Genomic DNA, 23323 nt, shown 5'->3' with positions numbered 1-23323 from the left:
GCAAGCGCGCGCAACGCAGTGAACAGGGATTGACAAAGGCCACCAAGTCAACGAAGATCGACTTCATGAACTGCATCGATATCCGTATTGCGCTGATTATTAGCACCATTCATCGAATGGTGGGTTAGCGCGCGTCTGATAGCAGTGAACATCAACCCGCCCCACGAGGCGGGTTTTTTTATGTCCGTCTCCTGTGGCTACCCTGCGGATTTGTCTCTGCCACACAGGAGCTTGCCTTGTCGTTACACCAACTCAAACAGGCTGCCGAAGCCGCCGATAGCGCGGCGCTGCGGCACGACTACCTGAAGAAAACCCTGACCGCGCGCGTCTACGACGTAGCCCGCGAGACCGAACTCGAACGTGCGCCGAATCTGTCGGCACGGCTGCGCAATCCGGTCTATCTGAAGCGCGAGGACAACCAGCCGGTGTTCTCGTTCAAGGTGCGCGGCGCGTACAACAAGATGGCGCATATCCCGGCAGAAGCGCTGGAGCGGGGTGTGATTACCGCGTCGGCGGGCAATCATGCGCAGGGCGTGGCGCTGTCGGCGGCCCGCATGGGCGTGAAGGCGATCATCGTCGTGCCGGTCACCACACCGCAGGTGAAGGTCGATGCAGTACGCGCGCATGGCGGCCCGACGGTGGAAGTCGTTCAGTTCGGCGAATCGTATAGCGACGCGTATGACCACGCAGTGAAGCTGCAGGAAAAACGCGGTCTCACCTTCGTGCATCCGTTCGACGATCCGTACGTGATCGCCGGCCAGGGCACGGTGGCAATGGAAATTCTCAGCCAGCACCAGGGCCCGATCCACGCGATCTTCGTGCCGATCGGCGGTGGCGGATTGGCCGCGGGCGTCGCCGCGTATGTGAAATCGGTGCGCCCGGAGATCAAGGTGATCGGTGTGCAAACCGATGATTCGTGCGCAATGGCGGCGTCGCTGAAAGCAGGCGAGCGCGTCACGCTGAACGAGGTGGGACTGTTCTCGGACGGCACGGCGGTGAAGCTGGTCGGTGAAGAAACCTTCCGCCTGTGCAGCGAATATCTCGACGACGTGCTGCTCGTGAACACCGATGCCTTATGCGCGGCGATCAAGGACGTGTTCCAGGACACCCGCAGCGTGCTCGAACCAGCAGGCTCACTGGCAGTGGCAGGCGCCAAGCAGTATGCCGAGCGTGAAGGCATCGAGAACCAGACGCTGATCGCGATCACGTCCGGCGCGAACATGAATTTCGACCGCATGCGCTTTGTCGCCGAGCGCGCGGAAGTCGGTGAAGCACGTGAAGCGGTATTCGCCGTGACGATCCCAGAGGAGCGCGGCAGCTTCAAACGCTTCTGCGAACTGGTGGGCACCCGCAGCGTCACCGAATTCAATTACCGGATCGCGGATGCGAATTCGGCGCATATCTTTGTTGGCGTGCAGATCAGGAATCGCAGCGAGTCCGCGCAGATCGCGGGCGCGTTCGAAGCACACGGTTTCGCCACCGTCGATCTGACCTTCGACGAGCTATCGAAGCAGCACATCCGTTACATGGTCGGCGGCCGCTCGCCCCTGGCCCACGACGAACGTCTGTTCCGTTTCGAGTTTCCCGAGCGTCCGGGCGCGTTGATGAAGTTCCTGTCGTCGATGGCGCCGAACTGGAATATCAGCCTGTTCCACTATCGTAATCAGGGCGCGGACTACAGCTCGATTCTGGTCGGCATTCAGGTGCCGGAAACGGAAAACTCCGCGTTCGAACGCTTTCTCGCGACGCTCGGCTATCCGTACTGGGAAGAGACGCAGAATCCGGTTTATCGCCTGTTCCTCGCTTAGCCGCCTGATGGCCGCTCGTCAAAAGCGCGTATGCGGCCATCCAAAAACCCGCCGTGAATCGCCGGCCGGCATCCGCGAGCGGGTCGGGGTTTACCTTGAGTCCACGTTCAGCGCCGCACACGGGCAACGCCTGGACGATCAGCCACAAGGGCCGTCTGGGCGCGGACACAAGGCATTTGAACCCGCGCATGCGCCTCGACCGGGCATCCGGTTTATCCAAAATTTGAATAGTACATATCCACCATATCGCGTTGCGCGATACAGCTCATGATCGTCAAACTGAGTGCAAATCCAACGCCGCATTCAGGAGACAACTCATGCACACCCAAGTTGGCATCATCGGTGCCGGGCCTGCGGGCCTGCTTCTTTCTCATCTGCTTCATCTGCGCGGCATCGACTCCGTCGTGCTCGAATCGCGTAGCCGCGAACAGATCGAATCCACCATCCGTGCCGGCGTGCTCGAACAGGGCACGATGGATCTGCTGACGGAAGCCGGCGTCGGCGCACGCATGAAAGCAGAAGGCGCGCTGCATCATGGTTTCGAGCTGGCGTTCGAAGGCAAGCGGCGCCGCATCGACCTGACCGGACTCACCGGTCATTCGATCACGGTCTACGCGCAGCACGAAGTCATCAAGGATCTGGTCGCTGCGCGCGTCGCCGCCGGTGGGGCGCTGCGTTTCGGCGTGTCGAACACGTCAATTCACGGCATCGAGACTAATGCGCCGTCGATTCGCTATCGCCACGAAGGCGAGGAGTGCGAGCTGCACTGCGATTTCGTGATCGGTTGCGATGGTTCGCAGGGCGTGTCGCGTGCGTCGATTCCGCAGGCGTTGCGCAAGGATTACGAGCGCGTCTATCCGTTCGGCTGGTTCGGCATTCTGTGCGAAGGGCCGCCTTCGTCGGAAGAGTTGGTTTACGCGCGGCACGAGCGCGGTTTTGCACTGGTCAGCACGCGCTCGCACGACGTGCAGCGCATGTATTTCCAATGCGATCCGAAGGATTCCGTCGACAACTGGTCCGATGACCGCATCTGGGCTGAACTGCATGCACGTGTCGATTCGCACGACGGCCAGCAGGTGGTGGACGGCAAGATCTTCCGGAAGAACATTGTGGGCATGCGCAGTTTCGTGTCGGCCACGATGCAGCACGGCCGGCTCTTCCTGGCGGGCGACGCCGCGCACATCGTGCCGCCCACCGGTGCCAAGGGCCTGAATCTCGCGGTTGCCGACGTGCGTGTGCTGACTCGCGCGCTGAGCACGTTCTATGTCGAAAATCGCAGCGATCTGCTCGATAGCTACAGCGAAACGGCGCTCAAGCGCATCTGGCGCGCCGAGCATTTCTCGTACTGGATGACGAGCATGATGCATCGTATCGAAGGTGCTTCGCCGTTCGAACAGCAGCTTCAGGTCGCCGAACTCGAACACGTGACGACTTCGCGGTCGGCCGCCATGGCGATGGCGGAAAACTATGTGGGCGTCGTGGCGGTTTGAGCGCGAGGCACGCGGAACGCCGTCAAACGCTTGATGAGCGGGCCTGCGCCATTGTCGTGTCTGGCACAACAGTGAATTCGGGTTTGGAGCATTTATCCGCGACTGATCCGCTTTTAGACTGTCTCCATCGTCTGCAACAAGCGTCACATCCGCAGCACGTATAAGACATCTCTGGAGGTGGTCTCATGAAGTCGCTCATCAAAGCTGTTGCTATTGCTGTGGTACTCAGTGCGCCGATTGCATCATTTGCGCAGTCGAACCAGTCACTTCCGCAAAACGCACAGGGCTCGCAAGCTCAGGCTGTGCAGCAGCAAGGCGCGGCGCAGGCCGATACGAGCGGTTACGGGTCAGGCAACCGCGGCGCGTGGCAGGCCGGTTCTGGTAACGACACGGTGGTCAGTTCTTACTCGCCGCCGATTCACAACGCACGTTAAGCCGTTCATGTAGCACGCTATCAAATACAAATACAAAAAAAGCCACCGGAATATGTCCGGTGGCTTTTTTGTTTTCAAAGGCACAGCGCCGCCGATGCCGGATCGCAAGCGCCTATTGCGTGCGCAACAGCGTGACTTCATTGCGTAGCAACGCGAGAAGATCGTCGTCAGTCGGGCGCGTGCCCCAATGCCGCGCGCCCGCTACCGACGCAATGGCGATCCACGAGTGAGGCGGAAACCATTCGCGCAGGACAGCGCCGTCCTGGCGCAAACACAGTTGCCCGGTCAGTTCGCTGTATTCGGCTGAGATGAGCGTGCCGTCGAATTGCGCCGTCACCCGCCGTGGATCGTTGCGTAGCAAAGCGTCGCTCCTGCAAATGATGTGGGACGGATGCCGGCGTGTCCCGGCGGCGTCAGTGATACCGCGATGGCCGGCGCGTTAGTGATCGCCCCGGCCGTGGTCGTCGCCCGGGCCGTGCCAGTTGCCGTGGGGGCCGCCGTCGTGACCGTGCCAGTCGCCATGCGGACCGTCGCGATAGCCGCGTGCGTCATGCCATTCGCGCGGGTCGTGATGACGCTCCTCCCATTCGTGCCGTTCCCAATAGCGGCGGCCGTCGTAATACCGGTTGCCGTACCAGCCCGGGCTCACGACCACCACCGGCGGTGGCGGCGCATATACCGGAGGAGGCGGGGCGTATACCGGCGTGGGGACCACTGCCAGGCCGGGAATGCCGATGTTCACGCCCACATCGACGTGGGCCAACGCGAGCGACGATGCGCCGATCCCCATGCCGGCAACGAGTGCCATCGACAGCCAGCGGCTACGTGAATTACTCATGATTTGTTCTCGGGTTTTTCGATTGAGAGTGAAGGGCGTTGCTTAAGATTTCTGCGCTCAATAGTGGTCGCGATAGTGCTCGTGATAGCCGCCTGCGGGGACCACGATGCAACCACCCAGTGCACTGCCGAGCGTGATGGCGAGAAGGACTAGCGCGAAGATTCTTTTCATGATGTTGCACTCCGTTTTGCGTGTGATCCGAACTCTACTGAGCGGTGGGATTACCGGTGTGTTTGTGTGTAACAGGACGTGTCGATGCCTTTGCCTGTTTGCGCAGAAGACGAAGCGGGACGATGCGCTCGCGACGCATCAGGATTCGCCGCTGAGAAGACACGAAGCGAGCAGGCAACTCGTTGAGCGCGCTGCGAAAAAGATCGCGCGCTAGCGCATTCGGCTCGCTGCGTCAGATCACGCCGAAGATGGCAGAACAGCTTGAGCGCGCGTGGGAAGGCATATCGTTGCGCGCATGCGAAACAGATACATTCGGTTTCAGACTCGGGATCGGCGCTGACCTGATGTTTGCGCAATGGCGCGTTGCGCGGTCCCTCTTGACGACTCCCGCATCACGGCGATATCCACGTTATCGCATCAGTGCGCGCACGCATTGTCCGCCGCCTGATAAGCACAGAAAAAACAATTCTTTTGCGCGCGCCCGGAACACTGGTTAGATCAGGGACCCGACTGTCACCGGTCGTTCAGGTTTAACCGCATTTCTCTCCGGTCAGCCATAAGCACCGCGAGCGAAGCATTCAACCCGGATGACGCGGCGCGCCGGCCTCTCTCGTCCTTAAACTCAGGAGTTGCCACAGCATGTCGAATCTCAGTCTCGCGACGTCCAACGCACTGGACATTCATCCCGTTACGGGCCGTATCGGTGCGGAAATTCGCGGTGTGCGCCTGTCGGGCCAGCTTGAGCCGGCCACTGTCGAAGCAATTCGCGCCGCGCTGGTGCGTCACAAGGTGATCTTCTTCCGTGGTCAGACGCACCTGCAGGATGCCGATCAGGAAGCGTTCGCGAGGCTCCTCGGCGAGCCGGTCTCGCATCCCACCGTGCCGGTGGTGGACGGTACCGACTATCTGCTCGAACTCGATTCGCACCGTGGCGGCCGCGCGAATTCGTGGCATACGGACGTGACGTTCGTGGATGCCTATCCGCAGGCGTCGATTCTGCGTGGCGTAACGAACCCCGAAGTAGGCGGCGATACCGTCTGGGCCAACACCGCCACGGCTTATGACGATCTGCCGCCGCCGCTCAAGGCGCTGGCCGAACAACTATGGGCGGTGCATAGCAACGAATACGACTACGCGAACCATGCCAATGTCGGCGAGCGCGGCCGCGATGCCGAAGCGCTCAAGCGCTATCGGGAAGTGTTTGTGTCGACGCGCTACGAGACCGAGCATCCGGTAGTGCGCGTGCATCCGGAAAGCGGCGAGAAGACGCTGATTCTCGGACACTTCGTCAAGAGTTTCGTCGGCCTCACGCCGAATGCGTCAGCGCATTTGCTGGAGTTGCTGCAAGGCTACGTGACGCGCCACGAGAACATCGTGCGCTGGCGCTGGCAGGCGGGTGACGTGGCGATCTGGGACAACCGCGCGACCCAGCACTACGCCGTCAACGACTACGGCGATGCACACCGTGTGGTGCGCCGTGTGACGTTGAAGGGCGATGTGCCGGTCAGCGTGGACGGTCGCCGCAGCGTCACGCGCCGCGTCGAGCCGAATCAGGCAGCGAAGGCTGCTTAAGTGCTGCGGCCGCTGGCTGGCGCCGGCGCGGGCCAGCGAGGGAAGCCTGATGAGGCATGCCTCTGCGGGCTTCATCAACCGGTAGAGGCGAAGCTTCCTGGCCGGAGGCTCAACCTTGCTCGGCGGCCGCATGCTCCGGCGCTGTCGCGTCGCGATAGCCGAGTCGCGTCGAGATCGCGAGACCCGACTGCCTGAGCAGGGCGACATAGTGCGATTTCGTGTCGGCGCCGCAGCGCATTGTCGGAAACGAAATCGACAGGCCGGCGATCACGCGGCCGAAGCGGTCGAACACCGGCACGGCGAGACACTGCAGGCCTTCTTCCTGTTCCTCGTTGTCCTCGCCATAGCCCTGCTCGCGCACGCGCGGCAGGATGCTCAGCACGGCCTCGGCGGAGCCGAGCGTTTTTTGGGTCGACTTGCGAAATTCCACGTGCGAGAGCACCTCGCGCGCCTCGGCGGGGTCCATCCACGCGAGCAGCACCTTGCCGATCGCCGTGCTGTGCAGCGGATTGCGGCGGCCGATCCGCGACTGCATCCGCAACCCGTAGTCGGCGTCGATCTTGTGGATGTAGATGATGGCGTCTTCGTCGAATGCGCCGAGGTGGACCGCCTCGCGCGTTGCCGTACCGATGCGGCGCATCTCGACGTCCGCCTCGCGCACCAGATCGACGCTCTCCAACGCTTTCGCGCCGAGTTCGAACAGGCGGATGGTCAGCCGGTACCGCTCGGTTTCGACTTCCTGGGTCACATAGCCGAGCGCCTTGAGCGTCTGCATTACGCGATGCACGGTGGTCTTCGACATGCCGAGCCGCTGCGACAGTTCGCTGATGCCGATCTGCCCGCTGTCGCCGAGCGCGCCCAGAATCGCGAAGACCCTGCCGACCGACGAAGCCGATTCGCCCTTGTCGTTGCACAGGTTGCCCATGCCGCCGCCGTCCGCATTGTCCGGATCCTGCGTGGTGGCGTCGTCTTTACGCTGTCTGCCCATTGCTGTCATGTCCGTGATTCCCTGTCGATCCTACCCGATGCAACCCGGTGCCAGGCCAGTGTCAGGCCGCCGCTGGCCCGCTGCTGCCACGATACCAGGCGCCGAGAGCATACCGCGTCCCGCGCTGCGCGTGACGTTTTGCCGGATCAGCGTGCGAGCCACCCGCCGTCCACAGCGAGCGTATGGCCGTGCACATAGTCCGACGCGGATGACGCGAGGAACACGACCGGTCCCGCGAGATCCTCAGGCGTGCCCCAGCGGCCCGCCGGAATGCGGCCGACAATCTCGTCGTTGCGTTGCGCATCGTCGCGCAGCGCCGCGGTGTTGGCGGTCGCCATATAGCCTGGCGCGATCGCGTTCACGTTGACACCGTGCGCGGCCCACTCGTTCGCGAGCAGCCGCGTGAGGCCGAGCACGCCGCTTTTCGACGCCGCGTAGGACGCCACGCGTATGCCGCCCTGAAACGACAGCATCGACGCGATATTGATGATCTTGCCGCCGCTCTGCTGCTTCACGAACTGCCGGGCAACGGCCTGTGAAAGAAAGAATACGCTCTTCAGGTTGACGTCCATGACGGCGTCCCAGTCGTCTTCGGCGAAATCGAGCGCGTCTTCGCGGCGGATGACGCCCGCGTTGTTCACGAGCACGTCGACGCGGCCAAACGCTTCAACGGCCGCGCGCACGATGTCGTCGACCGGCGCGATCGAGGCGAGATCGGCGCGCACGTCCGCGAAACGGCGGCCCGTCGCCGCGACGCGCGCGGGCGTGTCGCCTGCATCCGCGCGACTGACGCCGACAATGTCGCAGCCGGCCGTGGCGAGCGCGACCGCCATGCCGGCGCCGAGTCCCGTGTTGCTGCCGGTGACGATGGCGACCTTACCGGTCAGATCGAAAGTGTTCACGCTACGTAGGTTCCTGTGTGGTTCTGGATGGGCAGCATGCGGGCCGTCAACGCAGGTCGCGGACCGCGATGTGATCCATGTCGCTGAACACCTGGTTCTCGCCGACCATGCCCCAGATAAAGGTGTATGCGCGCGTGCCGACGCCCGAGTGAATCGACCAGCTCGGCGAGATCACGGCCTGCTCGTTATGCACCACGATATGCCGCGTTTCCTGCGGCTCGCCCAGCATATGGAAGACGGCCGCATCATCGGCCACGTTGAAATAGAAATACACCTCCATGCGCCGCTCGTGCGTGTGGCACGGCATCGTGTTCCAGAGACTGCCGGGTTCGAGTTTCGTCATGCCCATCGAGAGCTGGCAGGTGGGCAGCACCTCGGGCACGATGAACTTGTAGATGGTGCGGCGGTTGCTCGTCTCGGGCGCGCCGAGCGGTTCGGGCGACGCCTGCGCGAGCGAGATCGTGCGGGTCGGATACGACGCGTGCGCGGGCGCGCAGTTCAGGTAGAACTTCGCGGGGCGCGCGGCGTCGTCGCTGCCGAACCCGAGCGCCTGCGCACCTTTGCCGATGTAGATCGCTTCTTCGTGGCGCACCGTGTAGCGCGTGCCATCCACATCGACCCAGCCGTCGCCGCCGATATTGATCGCGCCGAGCTCGCGGCGCTCCAGCAGATAGCCGACGCCGATGGCCTTGCCGAGCGACGTAGGCACTTCGACCGCGTGCGTGGCAGGCCATACGCCGCCGACAATGATGCGGTCGATGTGGCTGTAGGTGAGCTTCAGCGCATCGCGTTCGAACACCTGCTCGACGAGAAACTGCTTGCGCAGCCCCGCGGTATCCAGCGTCTTCGCGTACTCGCTGTTCACGCTCTGTCTTACTTCCATCGTTCTCCCTCCGTTCGTTCCGGACGCCATTGCGCGGCGCCGCTGTGGGCTCGACTGTAGCGCAAAAGCCGATTTGTGGAACAGTGGTCCGAAAATATCGTGCCCTCATATTTTGCCTGGCAAGGCTTTCCTTCGACGCACGGGTAAACGATGAGGCGTAAGTTTAATGAAATCGGAACGATGTTCCTTTCATGATGTTATATTGCGCCGAAAGGGAGCAGCCCGGCGATAGAACGGGACATCACCCCGGGTGATTCACCCGACAACTGGACGCGAAGTCCATGGAGGAGGCATGAAGATCAAGAAGGCGATCGACCGCATTCCAGGCGGCCTGATGCTGGTACCGTTACTGCTTGGCGCCTGTGTCCACACGTTTGCGCCCGGGGCGGGGAAGTACTTCGGATCGTTCACGAATGGCTTGATCAGCGGTACCGTGCCGATTCTGGCGGTGTGGTTCTTCTGCATGGGCGCGACGATCGATTTGCGGGCCACCGGCGTGGTGTTGCGCAAGTCCGGCACGCTGCTCGTGACCAAAATGGCGGTCGCATGGATCGCGACGCTGGTCGCCGCGCATTTCATTCCCGTGGACGGCGTCAAGGCGGGGCTGTTCGCCGGGCTCTCGGTGCTGGCGATCACGACCTCGATGGACATGACCAACGGCGGTCTCTATGCGGCGGTGATGCAGCAGTACGGCACCCGCGAGGAGGCGGGCGCGTTCGTGCTGATGTCGGTGGAATCGGGGCCGCTCATCAGCATGCTGATTCTCGGTGCGACCGGTGTGGCGTTTTTCGAGCCGCGGCTTTTCGTCGGCGCGGTGTTGCCGTTCCTGATCGGCTTCACGCTTGGCAATCTCGATAGCGATCTGCGCGAGTTGTTCGGCCGCTGCGTGCATCCGCTGATTCCGTTCTTCGGCTTCGCGCTCGGCAACGGCATCGACCTGAACGTGATCGTGACGAGCGGCTTGCCGGGTATCGTGCTGGGCCTCGGGGTGATCGTCGTGACCGGCATTCCGCTGATTTTCGCCGACCGCTGGATCGCGGGCGGCAACGGCGCGGCGGGGCTGGCGGCGTCGTCGACGGCGGGGGCCGCTGTGGCCAATCCGGCGATCATTGGCGAGATGATTCCGCGCTTCAAGCCACTGGTGCCGGCCGCGACAGCGATGGTCGCGACGGCGTGTCTCGTGACGGCGATCCTCGTGCCGATTCTTACTGCGCTGTGGGTGCGCAGGCATCATGCGCGCGATGCGTTGCGTGAGGAGTTCGCGGCGGCAACAACGCCACCCGCGCCGCTCAATGAGCGGGACGTGCACGTTTGATGCCGCGTGGGGCGGGCCCTGGCTTACCGCCCCAGTTTTTCCTCCAGCATCGCCTTCACCGCGGGCCACTCGGTATCGATGATGCTAAAGCGGACCGAATTGCGCTTGCGCCCGTCCGGCATGATCCGTTCATGCCGGACGATGCCTTCCTGCTTCGCGCCGATGCGCAGAATCGCCGCCCGGGATTTCTCGTTCAGTTCGTCGGTGGTGAACTGCACGCGCACGCACTGCATGACTTCGAATGCGTGGCTCAATAACAGGTACTTTGCTTCGGTATTGACTGCGGAGCGCTGCACCGATTCGCCCAGCCACGTATGGCCGATTTCCAGCTTGCGGTTCGCCCGGTCGATCTTCCAGAAACGCGTACTGCCGACAACCGCGCCGGTCTCGCGCCTGACGATCACAAACGGCATCACAGTGCCGGCCTCGCGTCCCGCGAGCGCGCTCTCGATGTAGCCGTCGACGGTTGCGGGCCCCGGCACCACCGTCAGCTTCATGTTCCACAACTGACCATCCGCGGCGGCGTCCAGCAATGCCTGTGCGTGGTTCTGCTGAAGCGGACGGAGCTCGACATGCTGTCCGGTCAGGGTGGGTTGCATCTGTTTCTGGATTGCGTCGTTCATAAAAGAAAAAGGTCCGCGAGCAACCGCTCGCGGACCTTCTACAGTGAGCAGGGATAGCAAAGGAGGGCAGAAGCCCGGCTTAAACCGCCATCACCGAAACCGCCTTCGTGACCAGATAGCCTTCCATGGCTTCCGGGCCGCCTTCCGAACCGTAGCCGGAGTCCTTCACGCCGCCAAACGGCATTTCCGGCGACGGCGTGGCCGGCTGGTTGATCCACAGCATGCCGACTTCCATCTGCTGCGACAGCAGATGCACGTTGCGGAACGATTTCGTGAATGCATAGCCCGCGAGGCCGTACGGCAGACGGTTTGCTTCGGCGATCGCTTCTTCGAGCGTGTCGAAACCGCGGATCGCGGCGATCGGGCCGAACGGCTCGTTGTTGAACACATCGGCTTCGAGCGACACGTTGGTCAGCACGGTCGGCGCAAAGAAGTTGCCTTCCGAGCCTACGCGTTCGCCACCCGTTTCGACCTTGGCGCCGGTCTTGCGCGCGTCGTCGAGCACCTTGCTCATCGCCGTCAGACGGCGTGCGTTGGCGAGCGGCCCCAGCGTGGTGCCTTCAGCCAGACCGTCGCCGAGCTTGAGGCTCTCAGCGTGCTTGACGAGTGCCGCCGCGAACTCTTCGCGGATGCTGTTGTGCACCAGAAAGCGCGTGGGCGAGATGCACACCTGGCCCGCGTTGCGGAATTTCGCGCCGCCTGCTGCTTTCACGGCCAGCGCCACGTCCGCGTCTTCGGCCACGATCACCGGCGCGTGACCGCCCAGTTCCATCGTCGCGCGCTTCATATGGGCACCGGCGAGCGCCGCCAGTTGCTTGCCCACCGGCGTCGAACCCGTGAACGTGACCTTGCGGATCACCGGATGCGGGATCAGGTAGGCGGAAATCTCGGCCGGATCGCCGAACACGAGGCCCACCGTGCCGGCCGGCACGCCGGCTTCGACGAACGCCTGCAGCAGCGCTGCCGGCGACGCCGGGGTTTCTTCCGGCGCCTTGACGAGGAACGAGCAGCCGCAGGCGAGCGCCGCGCTCAGCTTGCGCACGACCTGATTGACCGGGAAATTCCACGGCGTGAAGGCAGCGACCGGGCCGATCGGTTCCTTCAGCACCGTTTGCTGCGCCGCGAGGTTGCGCGACGGCACGATCCGGCCGTAGACGCGGCGGCCCTCGTCGGCGAACCACTCGATGATGTCCGCGGCGGCCAGCACTTCGACACGCGCTTCGGCGAACGGTTTGCCCTGTTCCTGCGTCATCAGGCGGGCGATGTCGGAGGCGCGCTCACGCACCAGTGCCGCGGCCTTGCGCATGGTGGTGGCGCGTTCGTTGGCCGGCACCTTGCGCCAGGCTTCGAAGCCGCGCTGCGCGGCGGCCAGCGCGCGGTCCAGATCGGCGATGCCGGCGTGGGCGACCTTGCCGATGGCCTGGCCGGTGGCGGGATTGATGACGTCGAGGGTTTTGCCGCTGGCGGCGTCGCACCATTCGCCGTTGATCAGAAGTCGGGTATCGGTATAGCTCGAGGTGGCCATGCTGGGGTTCCTGTATATGGGAAAACGATAGGTCGCGCGGGCGTGAGACGATGGGCTGAGCCTGCGCGGCCCGGGGTGGACTGCCGATAACAATCATCTTATCTGATTGCGCGCCTGGGCATCGGCGGCGCGCTCGATCGTGGTGCGGGCGTACGGTTTGCCGGGACTGTTGCCGCGACGGAAAAAATCAGGCCTAAGCATTGCCGCGCAAACTGGCGTAAAGTCAAATGGCAGTAGCGGGAGCTGGTTGAAGCCGGCGCTCCTGGATAGTGCAGGGCGCTGGTGAAAAGCGGCGAATGCAACCCAATCAACCCAGATGCAAACGAGGAATCGACATGCCGACCGGTACAGTGAAATGGTTTAATGACGCGAAAGGTTTTGGTTTTATTACACCGGATGACGGTGGCGAAGATCTGTTTGCTCACTTTTCGGAGATCCGCAGCGAGGGTTTCAAGTCGCTGCAGGAAAACCAGAAGGTCAGCTTCGAAATCAAGCAAGGGCCAAAGGGGAAGCAGGCAGCAGATATTAAGCCTGTATAAGGGTTGGGTTTTGCCTTTTGCGGCGGCATTATTGCTGTGTGCCTACGGCGTTGGGTGGTTTATTTTTCTGGTTGCCTACGGCGGTGGGCGTTTCATTTTTTATTGGTTTATTAGCGTTCCCCCTGTGCGGGGGGCACCTACTTTTCTTTGCCGCCGCAAAGAAAAGTAGGCAAAAGAAAGCGGCTCAAACCGCTAATTTTTAAGCGGGTCCCCTGGCTTGGAGGGGATCGTGGCTCCGTAGAGATTGAGCCCGCGCACCTTCCCTCGTTAGTGACCAGGCCGTCATGCTTCCGGCGGCGCTGCGCGCGCCGGGGCGGTACTTCACCAAACCACTTCGTTCTTTTGCCGCTCGCGGTTGACGCTGCGCTGCGGTTCGCAGTGGCATAGCCTTGTCAACTTCGGCACTTTCAAACCTGCCAGCATGCTTTGGCGCGTCGCCGCGGCGAAGCCGATGGCCCCCCACAGCGCTCAAACGAAGCGCGCGGTCTCCGTGCTGGACCCAACCGCGACGCACGCAGTGCGGAGTGGGAGCGAATGACGGCTGTGTCACTGGCGCTTATGGACCGAGGTGTGATCCGTTAATCGCACCACGAGCCCCTCCAAGCCAGGGGACCCACTTAAGAGTTGGCGGTTTGAGCCGCTTTCTTTTGCCTACTTTTCTTTGCGGCGGCAAAGAAAAGTAGGTGCCCCCCCGCACAGGGGGAACACTAATAAACCAATAACAAAAGAAACACCCAACGCCGCAGGCACACAGCAAACCACCACCACCGCCGAAGGCAAAAAACCCCCACGCCACCGCGTCCGCCCCCCTTAAGGTTTCCTTCAGCTTTCCTCCGTACTATCTGCGCGACAACTCGCACCCACGGGAATCCTGCTGGAGCATCCATGAAAACCCTGTTCTTGCAGGCGCCGTCATTCGACGGTTTCGACGGCGGCGCGGGTTCGCGCTACCAGAACAAACGTGAGGTCCGCTCGTTCTGGTATCCGACGTGGCTCGCACAGCCCGCCGCGCTCGTTCCCGATAGCCGCGTGCTCGACGCTCCCGCCGACGGCTTGTCCGTCGATGCATCGCTCGACATCGCGCAACAATACGAGCTGGTGGTCATCCATACCAGCACACCGTCCTTTCCCACCGACGCCTTTTTTGCCGAACAGCTGAAGAAGCGCAATCCTTCGGTCCTGATCGGCATGGTCGGTGCAAAGGTTGCGGTCGATCCGCACAATTCGCTGACAGCGAGCGATGCAATCGATTTCGTTTGCCGCGAAGAATTCGATTTCACCTGTCAGGAAATCGCCGCAGGCAAGCCATTCGAGCAGATCAAAGGTCTGAGCTATCGCGGCCGCGACGGTTCGATCGAGCACAATGAAGCACGCCCGATCCTCGAGAACATGGACGAGCTGCCCTTCGTGGCGCCAGTCTACAAGCGCGATCTGAAAATCGAAAATTACTTCAACGGCTACCTGAAACACCCGTATGTATCCATTTACACGGGCCGCGGTTGCCGCTCGAAGTGCACCTTCTGCCTGTGGCCGCAAACTGTGGGCGGCCATCGCTATCGCACCCGCTCGGTCGAGAACGTGCTGGAAGAAGTGAAGTGGATTCGCGACAACATGCCTGAAGTCAAGGAGATCATGTTTGACGACGACACCTTCACCGACTTCAAGCCGCGCGCAGAGGAAATCGCTCGCGGTATGGGCAAGCTGGGCGTCACATGGTCGTGCAACGCGAAGGCGAACGTGCCTTATGCGACGCTGAAGATCATGAAGGAAAACGGCCTGCGGCTGCTGCTGGTGGGCTACGAATCCGGCGACGACCAGATCCTGCTGAACATCAAGAAGGGCTTGCGCACCGACATCGCCCGTCGCTTCAGCGCGGATTGCCGCAAGCTCGGCATCAAGATCCACGGCACCTTCATTCTTGGTTTGCCGGGCGAGACTCAGGAAACAATCCAGAAGACCATCGAGTACGCGAAAGAGATCAATCCGCTTACGATCCAGGTGTCGCTCGCCGCGCCGTATCCCGGCACGACGCTCTACAACCAGGCGGTCGAGAACGGTTGGCTGGAAGAGAACAAGATCATCAACCTCGTCAGTAAATCGGGGGTGCAGGTCGCGGCGATCGGCTATCCGCATCTGTCGCGTGACGAGATTTACCACCAGCTCGAAAACTTCTATAAGCGCTTCTATTTCCGCCCGTCGAAAATCTGGGAAATTCTGCGCGAGATGCTGACGAGTTGGGACATGATGAAACGGCGTCTGCGTGAAGGCGTCGAATTCTTCCGCTTCCTGCACGCCCACAAGGCGTGAGCGCCGCGCATATGCTGGTCGCCACGCTAGCCTATGCGTGTGCGGCGGGCGCAGTTCTCGGCATTGCCTACACGGTGTTGGCCGGTGCGCTGATCGGCCGGTTCTTCAAGAGAGCGGTGTCCGAGCCGACCAGCTTCCCGCCGGTCACGATCGTCAAACCATTGCACGGCAATGAGTGGGCGCTGCTCACTAATTTGTCGAGCTTCTGTCGGCAGGACTATCCAGGCTCCGTGCAATTCCTGTTTGGCGTGCACGATTCGGCCGACCCCGCCTTGCAAACGGTCGACGATCTGCGTCGCCTGCATCCGCAAGCGGACATCACCGTGGTCGCCGACGCACGCCTGTACGGTCCGAATCGCAAGATCAGCAACATCCTCAATATGTTGCCGCAGGCCCGCCACGACGTGCTGGTGTTCGCCGATAGCGACGTGAGCGTCGGGCCGGAGTATCTGCGCAATGTGATCGGCGAATTGCAGAAACCCGGTGTCGGTCTCGTCACGTGCGTGTATCGCGGCACGCCGGATCCCGGCTTCTGGCCACGCATGTCGGCCAAGGCCACCAACTACCAGTTCCTGCCCGGCGTGGTGACCGGGCTTGCGCTCGGCCTCGCGCGTCCCTGCTTTGGACAGAGCATCGCAATGCGACGCGATACCCTCGAAAAAATCGGCGGCTTCACACCGTTCGTGGAGCATCTGGCCGAGGACCATGCAATCGGCGAAGCCGTGCGCATGATCGGTGAGAAGGTGGTGATTCCGCCGTTCACGATCTCGCACGCCTGCGTGGAATCGAGCGCGACGCAACTGATCGCGCACGAACTGCGCTGGAGCCGCACGATTCGTAGCATCGATCCGCTCGGCCATCTCGGCTCGGCGCTGATTCACCCGCTCGCTTTCGCACTGCTCGCCATCGTCTTGTCGGGCGGCGCGCTGTGGGCCTGGCTGCTCGCGCTGGTCGCCGTATGTGCCCGGCTCGCGCTGAAGCTGCTGTCGGATCGGGCGTTGCAGCAGGCGCATCGTGACCTGTGGCTATTGCCGTTATGGGATATCGTGTCCTTTTCGATTTTCGTCGCGAGCTTCTGGTCCTCGCGCGTGATCTGGCGCGGTTTCAGTTTCAAGGTGGATGGCGATGGTCTGTTGTCGGTCGTGCAGGACGGAATGACGGATGAACAGCAGGCTGGGTAAGCAATGATGCGGGAATATCCGGAAGGTGGTGGCGAGCACCCCGCGGCGCGCCTGAAGCAGGCGCGGAGGGTGGTCGCGTGATGAAGCATCTCGGCCGCATTGCCGCGCTTGCTGGCTTGCTGGTGTCGCTGTGGCTGGTCTGGCAGAGCAATCCCGGTGCCGTGCTCGGCGCACTGCGTGCCGCGGGTGCGGGCCTCTTTCTGGCAGCGATCGCGCACGTGTTGCCGATGATCGCCAATGCCTGCGACTGGCGCTTGCTCATTCGCGGCGCGAACCGGCCGAGCGTCGCCAATATGCTGCATCTGGTGTGGGTGCGCGAATCCGTCAATTGCATGTTGCCGGTGGCGCGCATTGGCGGCGAGGTGGTGTCGTTCCGCATGCTCAAACGCTGGGGCGTGCGTCCGTCCATGGCGGTCGGCAGCATCATCGTCGACATGCAACTCACGGTCATCAGCCAGTTGCTGTTCACGATGGTCGGCATCGGTTTTCTGTTCGCGCATGCGCAGTCGAATACGCTGCGCCTCGCCAGCCAGCTGGCGTGGGGCGTGGTGGTGTTGACGCCGCTGCTGGTGCTGTTCGCACTCGTGCAGCACGCGAGTCCGTTCGAGCGCATCACGCGCGCACTCAATCATATGACGAGCGGCAAACTGGCCGCGCTCGTCGGGCAATCGGCGCAGATCGATCAGGCGATCATGCTGATCTGGCGCAGACGCGCCGCGATATTGCGCTATCTGTTCTTCTGGCAACCGCTGCAATGCTTCCTGACGGCGCTGGAAATCTGGCTCGCGCTGTACTTCCTCGGCGTACAGGTGAGCCTGACCGAAGCGGTGGTGATCGAATCGCTGATTCAGGCCGTCAGCAGTGCGGCGTTTTTTGTGCCGGGCGGCCTGGGCGTTCAGGAAGGCGGCTTCATCCTGATCGGCGGCGCGCTGGGGCTCGACCCGTCGATCTGCCTCGCGCTCGCGGGGGCGAGGCGCATTCGTGATTTGCTGATCTTCGTGCCGGGACTCTTCGCCTGGCAATTCGCCGAGTCGTCGAATCGCGCGTCCGCTCCGCCTGAACAGTCGGGGCGCACGGAGCAGGCCGGCGTGGCCGAGACGAGCCGGCGCTAGGTTGGCGCGCCTGTCAAACGCAGGCTCAACTCACACGCGCGTAGGCAGGAAACGACACCTCGACCGCGAGCCCGCGTTCGTCCATGCCGGTGCCGAGATGCAGTTTGGCATCGAAATGTTCCGCAATCCGCGCGACGATCGAGAGACCCAGGCCGCTGCCGGTGGCCTGATTGCCGGTCGCGCGAAAAAAGCGGTTCGTCAGATGCGCGAGATCGTGGGGCGCAACCCCCGGGCCGTCGTCGCGCACCGTGAGCTGCACCCGGCCGTATGCGTACTCCACCGCCACTTCCACGCTGCCGCCGGCGTGTCCGTACTTGATCGCGTTGTCGAGTAGATTGTCGAGCAGGATGCCGATCAGTACGGGCTCCGCATTGATCTCGGCGCGCGCGTCGCCCGTCAGCGTCACGCGAATATTCTTTTGCTGGGCGTTGCGCTCGTTCGCGAGCAGCGTGTCTTTTGCGACCGCGGCCGGCTTGAGCGGCGCCGTCGACAATTTCTCGTGCACATCCAGACGCGCGAGCAGCAGAAGTTGCTCGGCGAGCCGCGCGCTGCGATCGACGCCTTGCACCACGCGTTCCATAGCCAGCCGCTGCAATGCCGCGTCCGTTTCGGCCAGCGCGACCTGCGCCTGCACCTTGATCGCGGCGAGCGGCGTTTTGAGTTCGTGAGCCGCGTCGGCGGTGAACGCGCGTTCGCGCTCGATGGAGTGCAGCAAGCGCGACAACACCAGGTTGATCGCATCGACGAGCGGCCGGACCTCGGTCGGCACCCGGCCGATATCGACCGGTTCCAGACGGTTGATATCGCGCGCGCGGATCGCGCCGGACAGGATCTTGAGCGGCGCCAGACTCCAGCCGATACTGAACCACACCAGCACAGCCAGCACCGGCAGCGCGATCAGCGTGGGGCGGGCGATCCGGCTCGCCACGCCGCTGACCAGATCGCTGCGTGTATTGGCCGGTTCGAACACGCGCACTGTGTGGCCGAGCGCGGTGTCGCGCAAGGTGAACGAGTGCCACATCTGACCGCCGAGCGTGATGGTTTGCGCGCCACTTGCCAGCGGCACCGGCAGGTCCCATGCCTGCAACGTATGCAATTGCGGGCTGCCCGCCAGCACATCACCTGTCGCGTTTCGCACCTGAAACAAGGCATCGCGCGGCAAGGTGTCGTCGTCATCGGCGTCGTTGGCGCCGGGGTCGCCACCTTTTTCTTCTTCACGTACGTCAATGCGCGCATTCGCGAGGGTGGTCAGGTTGCGCTGATCGAGCAGGGCGAGGATTTGCGCCAGTTCGGCGAGCCGCGCCTCTTCCCATTCGCCCACTTCATGCGTGGCCTGCCGGTAGCTCGACATCAGCGCGATGCCCCAGATCAGCACGATGCTGGCGAGAACCAGCAGCACGAGGCGCCGGCGGATCGACGCGGACCTCATGCTTTCTCCACGACGTAGCCGATATTGCGCACGGTCTTGATCAGTTTGGCGCCGAGTTTCTTGCGCAGATTGGACACGTGCACCTCGATCGCATTGCTTTCGATTTCTTCCTGCCAGCCGTACAGGCTTTCTTCGAGACGCGAGCGCGACTGGGGAATCCCCTGGTGGGTCAGCAACTGCATCAGGACCGCCCATTCGCGCGAGGTGAGGGGCACGCGCGCGTTGCCCACTTCGACGGTTTGCGCGGCCGGATTGACCGTCAGGTCCTGATAGCGGATCAGCTCCACGCTGCGGCCTTGCGCGCGACGCAGAAGCGCCCGGGCGCGCGCGATCAGTTCGCTCAGATCGAAGGGCTTGCCGAGGTAGTCGTCGGCACCCGCTTCGAGTCCGCCGACCCGGTCCACCACCGTGCCCTTGGCTGTCAGCACCAGCACCGGCACATCGTTGCCGGCGGCGCGCAGCCGTTTCAGTATCTCCATGCCGGAGACCCTGGGCAAGCCGAGGTCGAGTATCACCAGCGCATAGGCGGTCGTGGCGAGCGCGAGGTCGGCCTTGTGGCCGTCGCGCGCCCAATCGACCGTGAAGCCGGCTTGACGCAGCCCCGCTTCGACACCGCAGCCGATCAGGTCGTCGTCTTCTACGAGAAGCACGCGCATGGGACAGAAACTCCGTTCATTGCGATCAATATCGGGTGCGTGGCGGCGCTGTTTTCAGGCACGTGCCGCTCACGCACCTGAAGTGTATCCATGATGTCCGCTCACTGCTTTATACCGCTGTGTTCCTTAAGGTTTCCTTCAGTTTGAATCGATACTATCGCCCCTCATCAGGTCGGTGTCGCGCGGCCAATATGAGTGCGCGAACGACGTCGTGTTGCCGGAGCATCGCAACGTAATCGTAAGCACATCGATGAATGTGCGCGTCGGCGCTTTTCATCCACGAAATGCGCTGATGAAATACCCCGCGCATTTCGTCAGGTCACGAGACCACGCCATGAAGCCAGTCACCGTCGACATGTTGCGCGCCCATCTGATGGCTGCTTCGCTCACGGCCATGGGGGCCGAAGTCCTGATCGGTCTTGCGCTGCTGATCCTGCCAATTGCCCCGCAAACCCTCAGCTCCACAATGTTCCGATTGCTCGCGCTCGCGGTGATCGTAAGCGGCGTGATCGTGATACGGCAGTTCGCGCACGCCGCATTCGAGCTTGCCCTTAAGAGCCATCACGCAGCACCTGAAAACTGGCCCGTGCGACCCGTTTCGATCGCAGCGAATTGCCCGCGGCGCTGGCTGGTCATTCTTCATCTGCGCCTGACCGGCAGACCGTTCGTGCTCGCCGGGCGCTGACGGAACGTGGCGACGTCGGCTCACGCACTGACAGCATGCGAATGGGGCCTGTTCGTTGGCTGCAGTGCTGCTGCGCTGTACGCGCTGCTGGCGGCGGTGGCCATGCCGTTCTTTGCCGCGCGACGCTTTAGCGGCGCCGGCGAGTCTGCGCATCCCTTCGCGAAAGTCGGCGTGAGCGTACTCAAACCGCTGTGCGGTGCCGAGCCGCGTCTCTACGACAATCTCCGGACTTTTTGCGAGCAGCGTCACGGGCATTTTCAGCTGGTGCTCGGCGTGTCGTCGCCGGACGATCCCGCGATCGGCGTGGTGCGCCGTTTGCAGGCCGCGTATCCGATGCACGACATCGAACTCGCTGTCGATACGCGCGTGCACGGCAGCAATCTCAAAGTGAGCAACCTGATCAACATGGCGGAGCGGGCGCGCCATGACGTGATTGTGATCGCCGACAGCGATATCGCTATGGAAGCCGATTATCTCGACACGGTGGCCGCGCCGCTCGCCGACGAGCGGGTGGGCGTCGTCACGTGTCTTTATGTGGCGCAAGGCGTGGGCGGATTCTGGCCGCGCGTCGGCGCGCTGTTCATCAACGAATGGTTTGCGCCGTCGGTGCGAGTCGCGCACGCGGCCGGATCTCGCCGCTTCGGCTTTGGCGCCACGCTGGCATTGCGGCGTGCGACGCTCGAACGGATCGGCGGTTTCGACGCGCTAAAAAATCGTCTCGCCGATGATTACTGGCTGGCCGAACATGTGCGCGCGCTCGGACTGCGTACGGTGCTCTCGCGTGTGATGGTGGCCACCGATGTCATCGAGCCGACGTTCCCGGCCTTATGGCAACGGGAAACGCGTTGGCTGCGCACGATCCGTTCACTAAATCCACTGGGTTTTGCGTTCCTGTTCATCACGTTTCCATCGCCGTGGCTCCTTGCGGGTGCGTGGCTCACCAATAGCCTGGCTGCGGACCCACCCGATGCACTGCATCTGTGGGCCGCAATGGCTAGCGGCGCGAGTACGGCGGCTGGATTGGCCGCGCGCATGCTGCTGCATTTTCGTGCTGCGCGTCATGAGCGCACGTTCTGGCGCGATCTGCCGCTTGTGCCGTTGCGCGACGCGTTGCTGGCGGTGCAATGGCTGGTGGGTGGCTTCGGCTCACACGTGGTGTGGCGCGGCGCGCGCGTGCCGGTGCGGGCATCCGCAGCGGTCGAGCGCGGCACCGCGTTGGGCGTGATGGATGTCATGGAGACGTCCGATGGTGGTTAAAGCACGCGGGCTGATCATTACCGCCGACGATTTCGGCCTGCATCCACGAGTCAATCTCGCGGTTGAGCGGGCGCATCGGGACGGCGTGCTGACGGCCGCGAGCCTGATGGTCGGCGCGCCCGCCGCTGCCGACGCGGTGGCGCGTGCCCGGGCGTTGCCGCGCTTGCGGGTGGGGTTGCATCTGGTGCTGACCGACGGCGACGCGGTGATGCCGCGCGAGGGGATCAAGGCGCTGCTCGACGAGCATGGCCGCTTTGGCGGCAACATGGTGCGTGACGGGGTGCGGTTTTTCTTTTTACCGCATGTGCGAAGGCAGCTCGCGAGAGAGATTCGCGCGCAGTTCGAGGCTTATGCGAAGACGGGGTTGGTGCTTGATCACGTCAACACGCACAAGCATTTTCATTTGCATCCGACGGTGCTCGAGTTGATTGTGGAGATTGGCCGCGAGTATGGGATGCGGGCGATGCGGTTGCCGTTTGAGACGAATGCGCCGCTATGGTTGAGGCCATGGATTGCATGGGTGCGGGGTCGGTTGGACCGGGCGGGGATTGTGCATAACGATTATGTGGTGGGGATGGCTGATAGCGGACGGATGCATGAGGGGGTGTGGCTCGCTGCGCTCGCTGATTTGCCTGATGGAGTGGGGGAGATTTATTGCCATCCGGCAGTGGGAGGGGATGGGTTTTTGAGTGTTGGGATGCGGGGCTATCGGCATGAGGAGGAGCTTGGGGCGTTGTTGTCAGCTGATGTTGCTGACGCGATTCGGAAGGTGGGGGTTCGGGTTGGAGGGTTTGGTGATGTTTTGAATTAGTGGGTTTTTGCCTTTCGCGGCGGCATTGTTTTGGTTGTGCCTACGGCGTTTGGTTTTTCATTTTTCTGTGTGCCTACGGCGTTGGGTGTTTCTTTTCTTATTGGTTTATTAGCGTTCCCCCTGTGCGGGGGGGCACCTACTTTTCTTTGCCGCCGCAAAGAAAAGTAGGCAAAAGAAAGCGGCTCAAACCGCCAACATTTAAGTGGGTCCCCTGGCTTGGAGGGGCTGGTTGTCCGATTAACGGATCACACCTCGGTCGGTAACCGCCTGTGACACAGCCGTCATTCGTTCCCACTCCGCACTGCGTGCGTCGCGGTTGGGTCTGCCAGGGAAACCGAGTGCTTCGTTTGCGCGTGGTGGGGGCCATCGGCTTCGCCTCGGCGAGGCGCTAAAAATACTGATGGTTTTGGAAGTGCTGGCGCCAGTGCCGAAGCCGGCAAATCGCATGCGTAAAACGCGGCAGGCGGTTTTGTGAAGTACCGCCCCGGCGCGCGCAGCGCCGCCGGAAGCATGATGGCCTGGTCACTCACGAGAGCAGGTGCGGAGGGCCAATCTCTACGGAGCCACGAGCCCCTCCAAGCCAGGAGACTCACTTAAGAGTTGGCGGTTTGAGCCGCTTTCTTTTGCCTACTTTTCTTTGCGGCAGGCAAAGAAAAGTAGGTGCCCCCCCGCACAGGGGGAACACTAATAAACCAATAAGAAAACAAGGAAAGGCCACCGCCGCAGGCACAAGGAAATGCCGCCGCCAAAGGCAAAAACCCAAACCCACTCTCATCGTCTTGGTACGATGCACCCTC

General features: G+C 62.5%; 21 protein-coding genes. 12 read left to right on the top strand and 9 right to left on the bottom strand.

All coding sequences use genetic code 11. From position 1 onward, the window contains the following. Nucleotides 1-236: 236 nt before the first annotated feature. The 3 genes from ilvA to PQR27_RS11815 all read left to right on the top strand — a co-directional run bounded on the left by ilvA (nt 237) and on the right by PQR27_RS11815 (nt 3732). Entirely contained in the window at nt 237-1808 is a 1572-nt protein-coding gene (gene ilvA, locus PQR27_RS11825; protein ID WP_408523830.1) for a threonine ammonia-lyase, biosynthetic, read from the top strand. A gap of 317 nt (nt 1809-2125) precedes the next feature. After that, nucleotides 2126-3298 carry a 4-hydroxybenzoate 3-monooxygenase gene (locus PQR27_RS11820; RefSeq protein WP_408523829.1) on the top strand — a complete coding sequence of 391 codons (1173 nt, stop codon included), beginning with the start codon at nt 2126-2128 and terminating at the stop codon, nt 3296-3298. 185 nt (nt 3299-3483) lie between these two features. Then, nucleotides 3484-3732 (top strand): hypothetical protein, encoded by a 249-nt coding sequence (locus tag PQR27_RS11815; RefSeq protein ID WP_408523828.1) that lies wholly within the window; start codon nt 3484-3486, stop codon nt 3730-3732. 112 nt (nt 3733-3844) lie between these two features. Here PQR27_RS11815 and PQR27_RS11810 read toward each other — a convergent pair whose 3' ends face one another. Next, entirely contained in the window at nt 3845-4093 is a 249-nt protein-coding gene (locus PQR27_RS11810) for a hypothetical protein (protein ID WP_408523827.1), read from the bottom strand. Nucleotides 4094-4171: 78 nt separating this feature from the next. After that, nucleotides 4172-4570, bottom strand: a complete 399-nt coding sequence (locus tag PQR27_RS11805) for a hypothetical protein (RefSeq protein WP_408523826.1) — start codon at nt 4568-4570, stop codon at nt 4172-4174. A gap of 810 nt (nt 4571-5380) precedes the next feature. Here PQR27_RS11805 and PQR27_RS11800 point away from each other — a divergent pair. Further along, nucleotides 5381-6313: a TauD/TfdA dioxygenase family protein gene (locus tag PQR27_RS11800; protein ID WP_408523825.1), complete on the top strand. Its 933-nt coding sequence runs from the start codon at nt 5381-5383 to the stop codon at nt 6311-6313. 109 nt (nt 6314-6422) lie between these two features. Here PQR27_RS11800 and kdgR read toward each other — a convergent pair whose 3' ends face one another. From kdgR to kduI, 3 genes are all read right to left on the bottom strand, one after another. Then, nucleotides 6423-7310, bottom strand: coding sequence for a DNA-binding transcriptional regulator KdgR (kdgR, locus tag PQR27_RS11795; protein ID WP_408523824.1), 888 nt, complete (start codon nt 7308-7310; stop codon nt 6423-6425). 137 nt (nt 7311-7447) lie between these two features. Then, the gene (kduD, locus tag PQR27_RS11790) at nt 7448-8203 is read right to left on the bottom strand and encodes a 2-dehydro-3-deoxy-D-gluconate 5-dehydrogenase KduD (protein WP_408523823.1); all 756 of its coding nucleotides are present in this window, start codon (nt 8201-8203) and stop codon (nt 7448-7450) included. 46 nt (nt 8204-8249) lie between these two features. Continuing rightward, the gene (kduI, locus tag PQR27_RS11785; protein WP_408523822.1) at nt 8250-9086 is read right to left on the bottom strand and encodes a 5-dehydro-4-deoxy-D-glucuronate isomerase; all 837 of its coding nucleotides are present in this window, start codon (nt 9084-9086) and stop codon (nt 8250-8252) included. Between the two features lie 292 nt (nt 9087-9378). Here kduI and kdgT point away from each other — a divergent pair, with 292 nt between their 5' ends. Next, entirely contained in the window at nt 9379-10401 is a 1023-nt protein-coding gene (gene kdgT, locus PQR27_RS11780) for a 2-keto-3-deoxygluconate transporter (RefSeq protein WP_408523821.1), read from the top strand. Nucleotides 10402-10424: 23 nt separating this feature from the next. Here the strand turns inward: kdgT and PQR27_RS11775 are convergent, their stop codons facing one another. Together PQR27_RS11775 and PQR27_RS11770 are read right to left on the bottom strand one after the other, a co-directional pair. Further along, nucleotides 10425-11024, bottom strand: coding sequence for a GNAT family N-acetyltransferase (locus PQR27_RS11775; RefSeq protein WP_408523820.1), 600 nt, complete (start codon nt 11022-11024; stop codon nt 10425-10427). Nucleotides 11025-11103: 79 nt separating this feature from the next. Beyond that, nucleotides 11104-12549, bottom strand: a complete 1446-nt coding sequence (locus PQR27_RS11770; protein ID WP_408523819.1) for an NAD-dependent succinate-semialdehyde dehydrogenase — start codon at nt 12547-12549, stop codon at nt 11104-11106. A gap of 335 nt (nt 12550-12884) precedes the next feature. Between PQR27_RS11770 and PQR27_RS11765 the strand changes: the two genes are divergently transcribed. The 4 genes from PQR27_RS11765 (at nt 12885) to PQR27_RS11750 (ending at nt 17688) form a co-directional block, all read left to right on the top strand. Further along, nucleotides 12885-13088, top strand: a complete 204-nt coding sequence (locus PQR27_RS11765) for a cold-shock protein (protein WP_007181784.1) — start codon at nt 12885-12887, stop codon at nt 13086-13088. 885 nt (nt 13089-13973) lie between these two features. Continuing rightward, nucleotides 13974-15395 carry a hopanoid biosynthesis associated radical SAM protein HpnJ gene (gene hpnJ / locus PQR27_RS11760; RefSeq protein WP_408523818.1) on the top strand — a complete coding sequence of 474 codons (1422 nt, stop codon included), beginning with the start codon at nt 13974-13976 and terminating at the stop codon, nt 15393-15395. Nucleotides 15396-15406: 11 nt separating this feature from the next. After that, nucleotides 15407-16576 carry a bacteriohopanetetrol glucosamine biosynthesis glycosyltransferase HpnI gene (gene hpnI / locus PQR27_RS11755; RefSeq protein ID WP_408525473.1) on the top strand — a complete coding sequence of 390 codons (1170 nt, stop codon included), beginning with the start codon at nt 15407-15409 and terminating at the stop codon, nt 16574-16576. 80 nt (nt 16577-16656) lie between these two features. Beyond that, the gene (locus tag PQR27_RS11750; protein WP_408525472.1) at nt 16657-17688 is read left to right on the top strand and encodes a lysylphosphatidylglycerol synthase domain-containing protein; all 1032 of its coding nucleotides are present in this window, start codon (nt 16657-16659) and stop codon (nt 17686-17688) included. A gap of 25 nt (nt 17689-17713) precedes the next feature. On the opposite strand, the gene PQR27_RS11745 is transcribed toward PQR27_RS11750, so the two are convergent. Next, nucleotides 17714-19117, bottom strand: a complete 1404-nt coding sequence (locus tag PQR27_RS11745) for an ATP-binding protein (RefSeq protein WP_408523817.1) — start codon at nt 19115-19117, stop codon at nt 17714-17716. Beyond that, a complete protein-coding gene (locus PQR27_RS11740; RefSeq protein ID WP_408523816.1) occupies nt 19114-19773 on the bottom strand; it encodes a response regulator in 660 nt (219 codons plus the stop codon). Before PQR27_RS11740 ends, PQR27_RS11745 begins: the two co-directional genes overlap by 4 nt. Before the next feature lie 334 nt (nt 19774-20107). Between PQR27_RS11740 and PQR27_RS11735 the strand changes: the two genes are divergently transcribed. From PQR27_RS11735 to hpnK, 3 genes are read left to right on the top strand one after another with little or no spacing between them, the layout of a single operon-like run. After that, nucleotides 20108-20458 carry a hypothetical protein gene (locus PQR27_RS11735; protein WP_408523815.1) on the top strand — a complete coding sequence of 117 codons (351 nt, stop codon included), beginning with the start codon at nt 20108-20110 and terminating at the stop codon, nt 20456-20458. Between the two features lie 6 nt (nt 20459-20464). After that, nucleotides 20465-21715: a bacteriohopanetetrol glucosamine biosynthesis glycosyltransferase HpnI gene (hpnI, locus tag PQR27_RS11730; protein ID WP_408523814.1), complete on the top strand. Its 1251-nt coding sequence runs from the start codon at nt 20465-20467 to the stop codon at nt 21713-21715. Beyond that, nucleotides 21705-22526: a hopanoid biosynthesis-associated protein HpnK gene (gene hpnK, locus PQR27_RS11725; RefSeq protein ID WP_408523813.1), complete on the top strand. Its 822-nt coding sequence runs from the start codon at nt 21705-21707 to the stop codon at nt 22524-22526. Before hpnI (PQR27_RS11730) ends, hpnK begins: the two co-directional genes overlap by 11 nt. Nucleotides 22527-23323: the final 797 nt, after the last annotated feature.

This window comes from Paraburkholderia fungorum, assembly GCF_046027215.1.
Classification (GTDB): Bacteria; Pseudomonadota; Gammaproteobacteria; order Burkholderiales; family Burkholderiaceae; genus Paraburkholderia; species Paraburkholderia fungorum_D.
Note: the sequence above shows the minus strand (reverse complement) of the source record. Positions and strands in the feature narration are given on the sequence as shown.

Coding starts and splice junctions, on each gene's coding strand:
- hpnJ (WP_408523818.1), top strand. CDS start 13,974: ATGAAAACCCTGTTCTTGCAGGCGCCGTCATTCGACGGTTTCGACGGC.
- PQR27_RS11775 (WP_408523820.1), bottom strand. CDS start 11,024: ATGAACGACGCAATCCAGAAACAGATGCAACCCACCCTGACCGGACAG.
- PQR27_RS11815 (WP_408523828.1), top strand. CDS start 3,484: ATGAAGTCGCTCATCAAAGCTGTTGCTATTGCTGTGGTACTCAGTGCG.
- PQR27_RS11765 (WP_007181784.1), top strand. CDS start 12,885: ATGCCGACCGGTACAGTGAAATGGTTTAATGACGCGAAAGGTTTTGGT.
- hpnI (WP_408525473.1), top strand. CDS start 15,407: ATGCTGGTCGCCACGCTAGCCTATGCGTGTGCGGCGGGCGCAGTTCTC.
- kdgR (WP_408523824.1), bottom strand. CDS start 7,310: ATGACAGCAATGGGCAGACAGCGTAAAGACGACGCCACCACGCAGGAT.
- PQR27_RS11820 (WP_408523829.1), top strand. CDS start 2,126: ATGCACACCCAAGTTGGCATCATCGGTGCCGGGCCTGCGGGCCTGCTT.
- PQR27_RS11800 (WP_408523825.1), top strand. CDS start 5,381: ATGTCGAATCTCAGTCTCGCGACGTCCAACGCACTGGACATTCATCCC.
- kdgT (WP_408523821.1), top strand. CDS start 9,379: ATGAAGATCAAGAAGGCGATCGACCGCATTCCAGGCGGCCTGATGCTG.
- PQR27_RS11740 (WP_408523816.1), bottom strand. CDS start 19,773: ATGCGCGTGCTTCTCGTAGAAGACGACGACCTGATCGGCTGCGGTGTC.
- PQR27_RS11805 (WP_408523826.1), bottom strand. CDS start 4,570: ATGAGTAATTCACGTAGCCGCTGGCTGTCGATGGCACTCGTTGCCGGC.
- PQR27_RS11750 (WP_408525472.1), top strand. CDS start 16,657: ATGAAGCATCTCGGCCGCATTGCCGCGCTTGCTGGCTTGCTGGTGTCG.
- hpnK (WP_408523813.1), top strand. CDS start 21,705: ATGGTGGTTAAAGCACGCGGGCTGATCATTACCGCCGACGATTTCGGC.
- PQR27_RS11770 (WP_408523819.1), bottom strand. CDS start 12,549: ATGGCCACCTCGAGCTATACCGATACCCGACTTCTGATCAACGGCGAA.
- PQR27_RS11735 (WP_408523815.1), top strand. CDS start 20,108: ATGAAGCCAGTCACCGTCGACATGTTGCGCGCCCATCTGATGGCTGCT.
- PQR27_RS11745 (WP_408523817.1), bottom strand. CDS start 19,117: ATGAGGTCCGCGTCGATCCGCCGGCGCCTCGTGCTGCTGGTTCTCGCC.
- kduI (WP_408523822.1), bottom strand. CDS start 9,086: ATGGAAGTAAGACAGAGCGTGAACAGCGAGTACGCGAAGACGCTGGAT.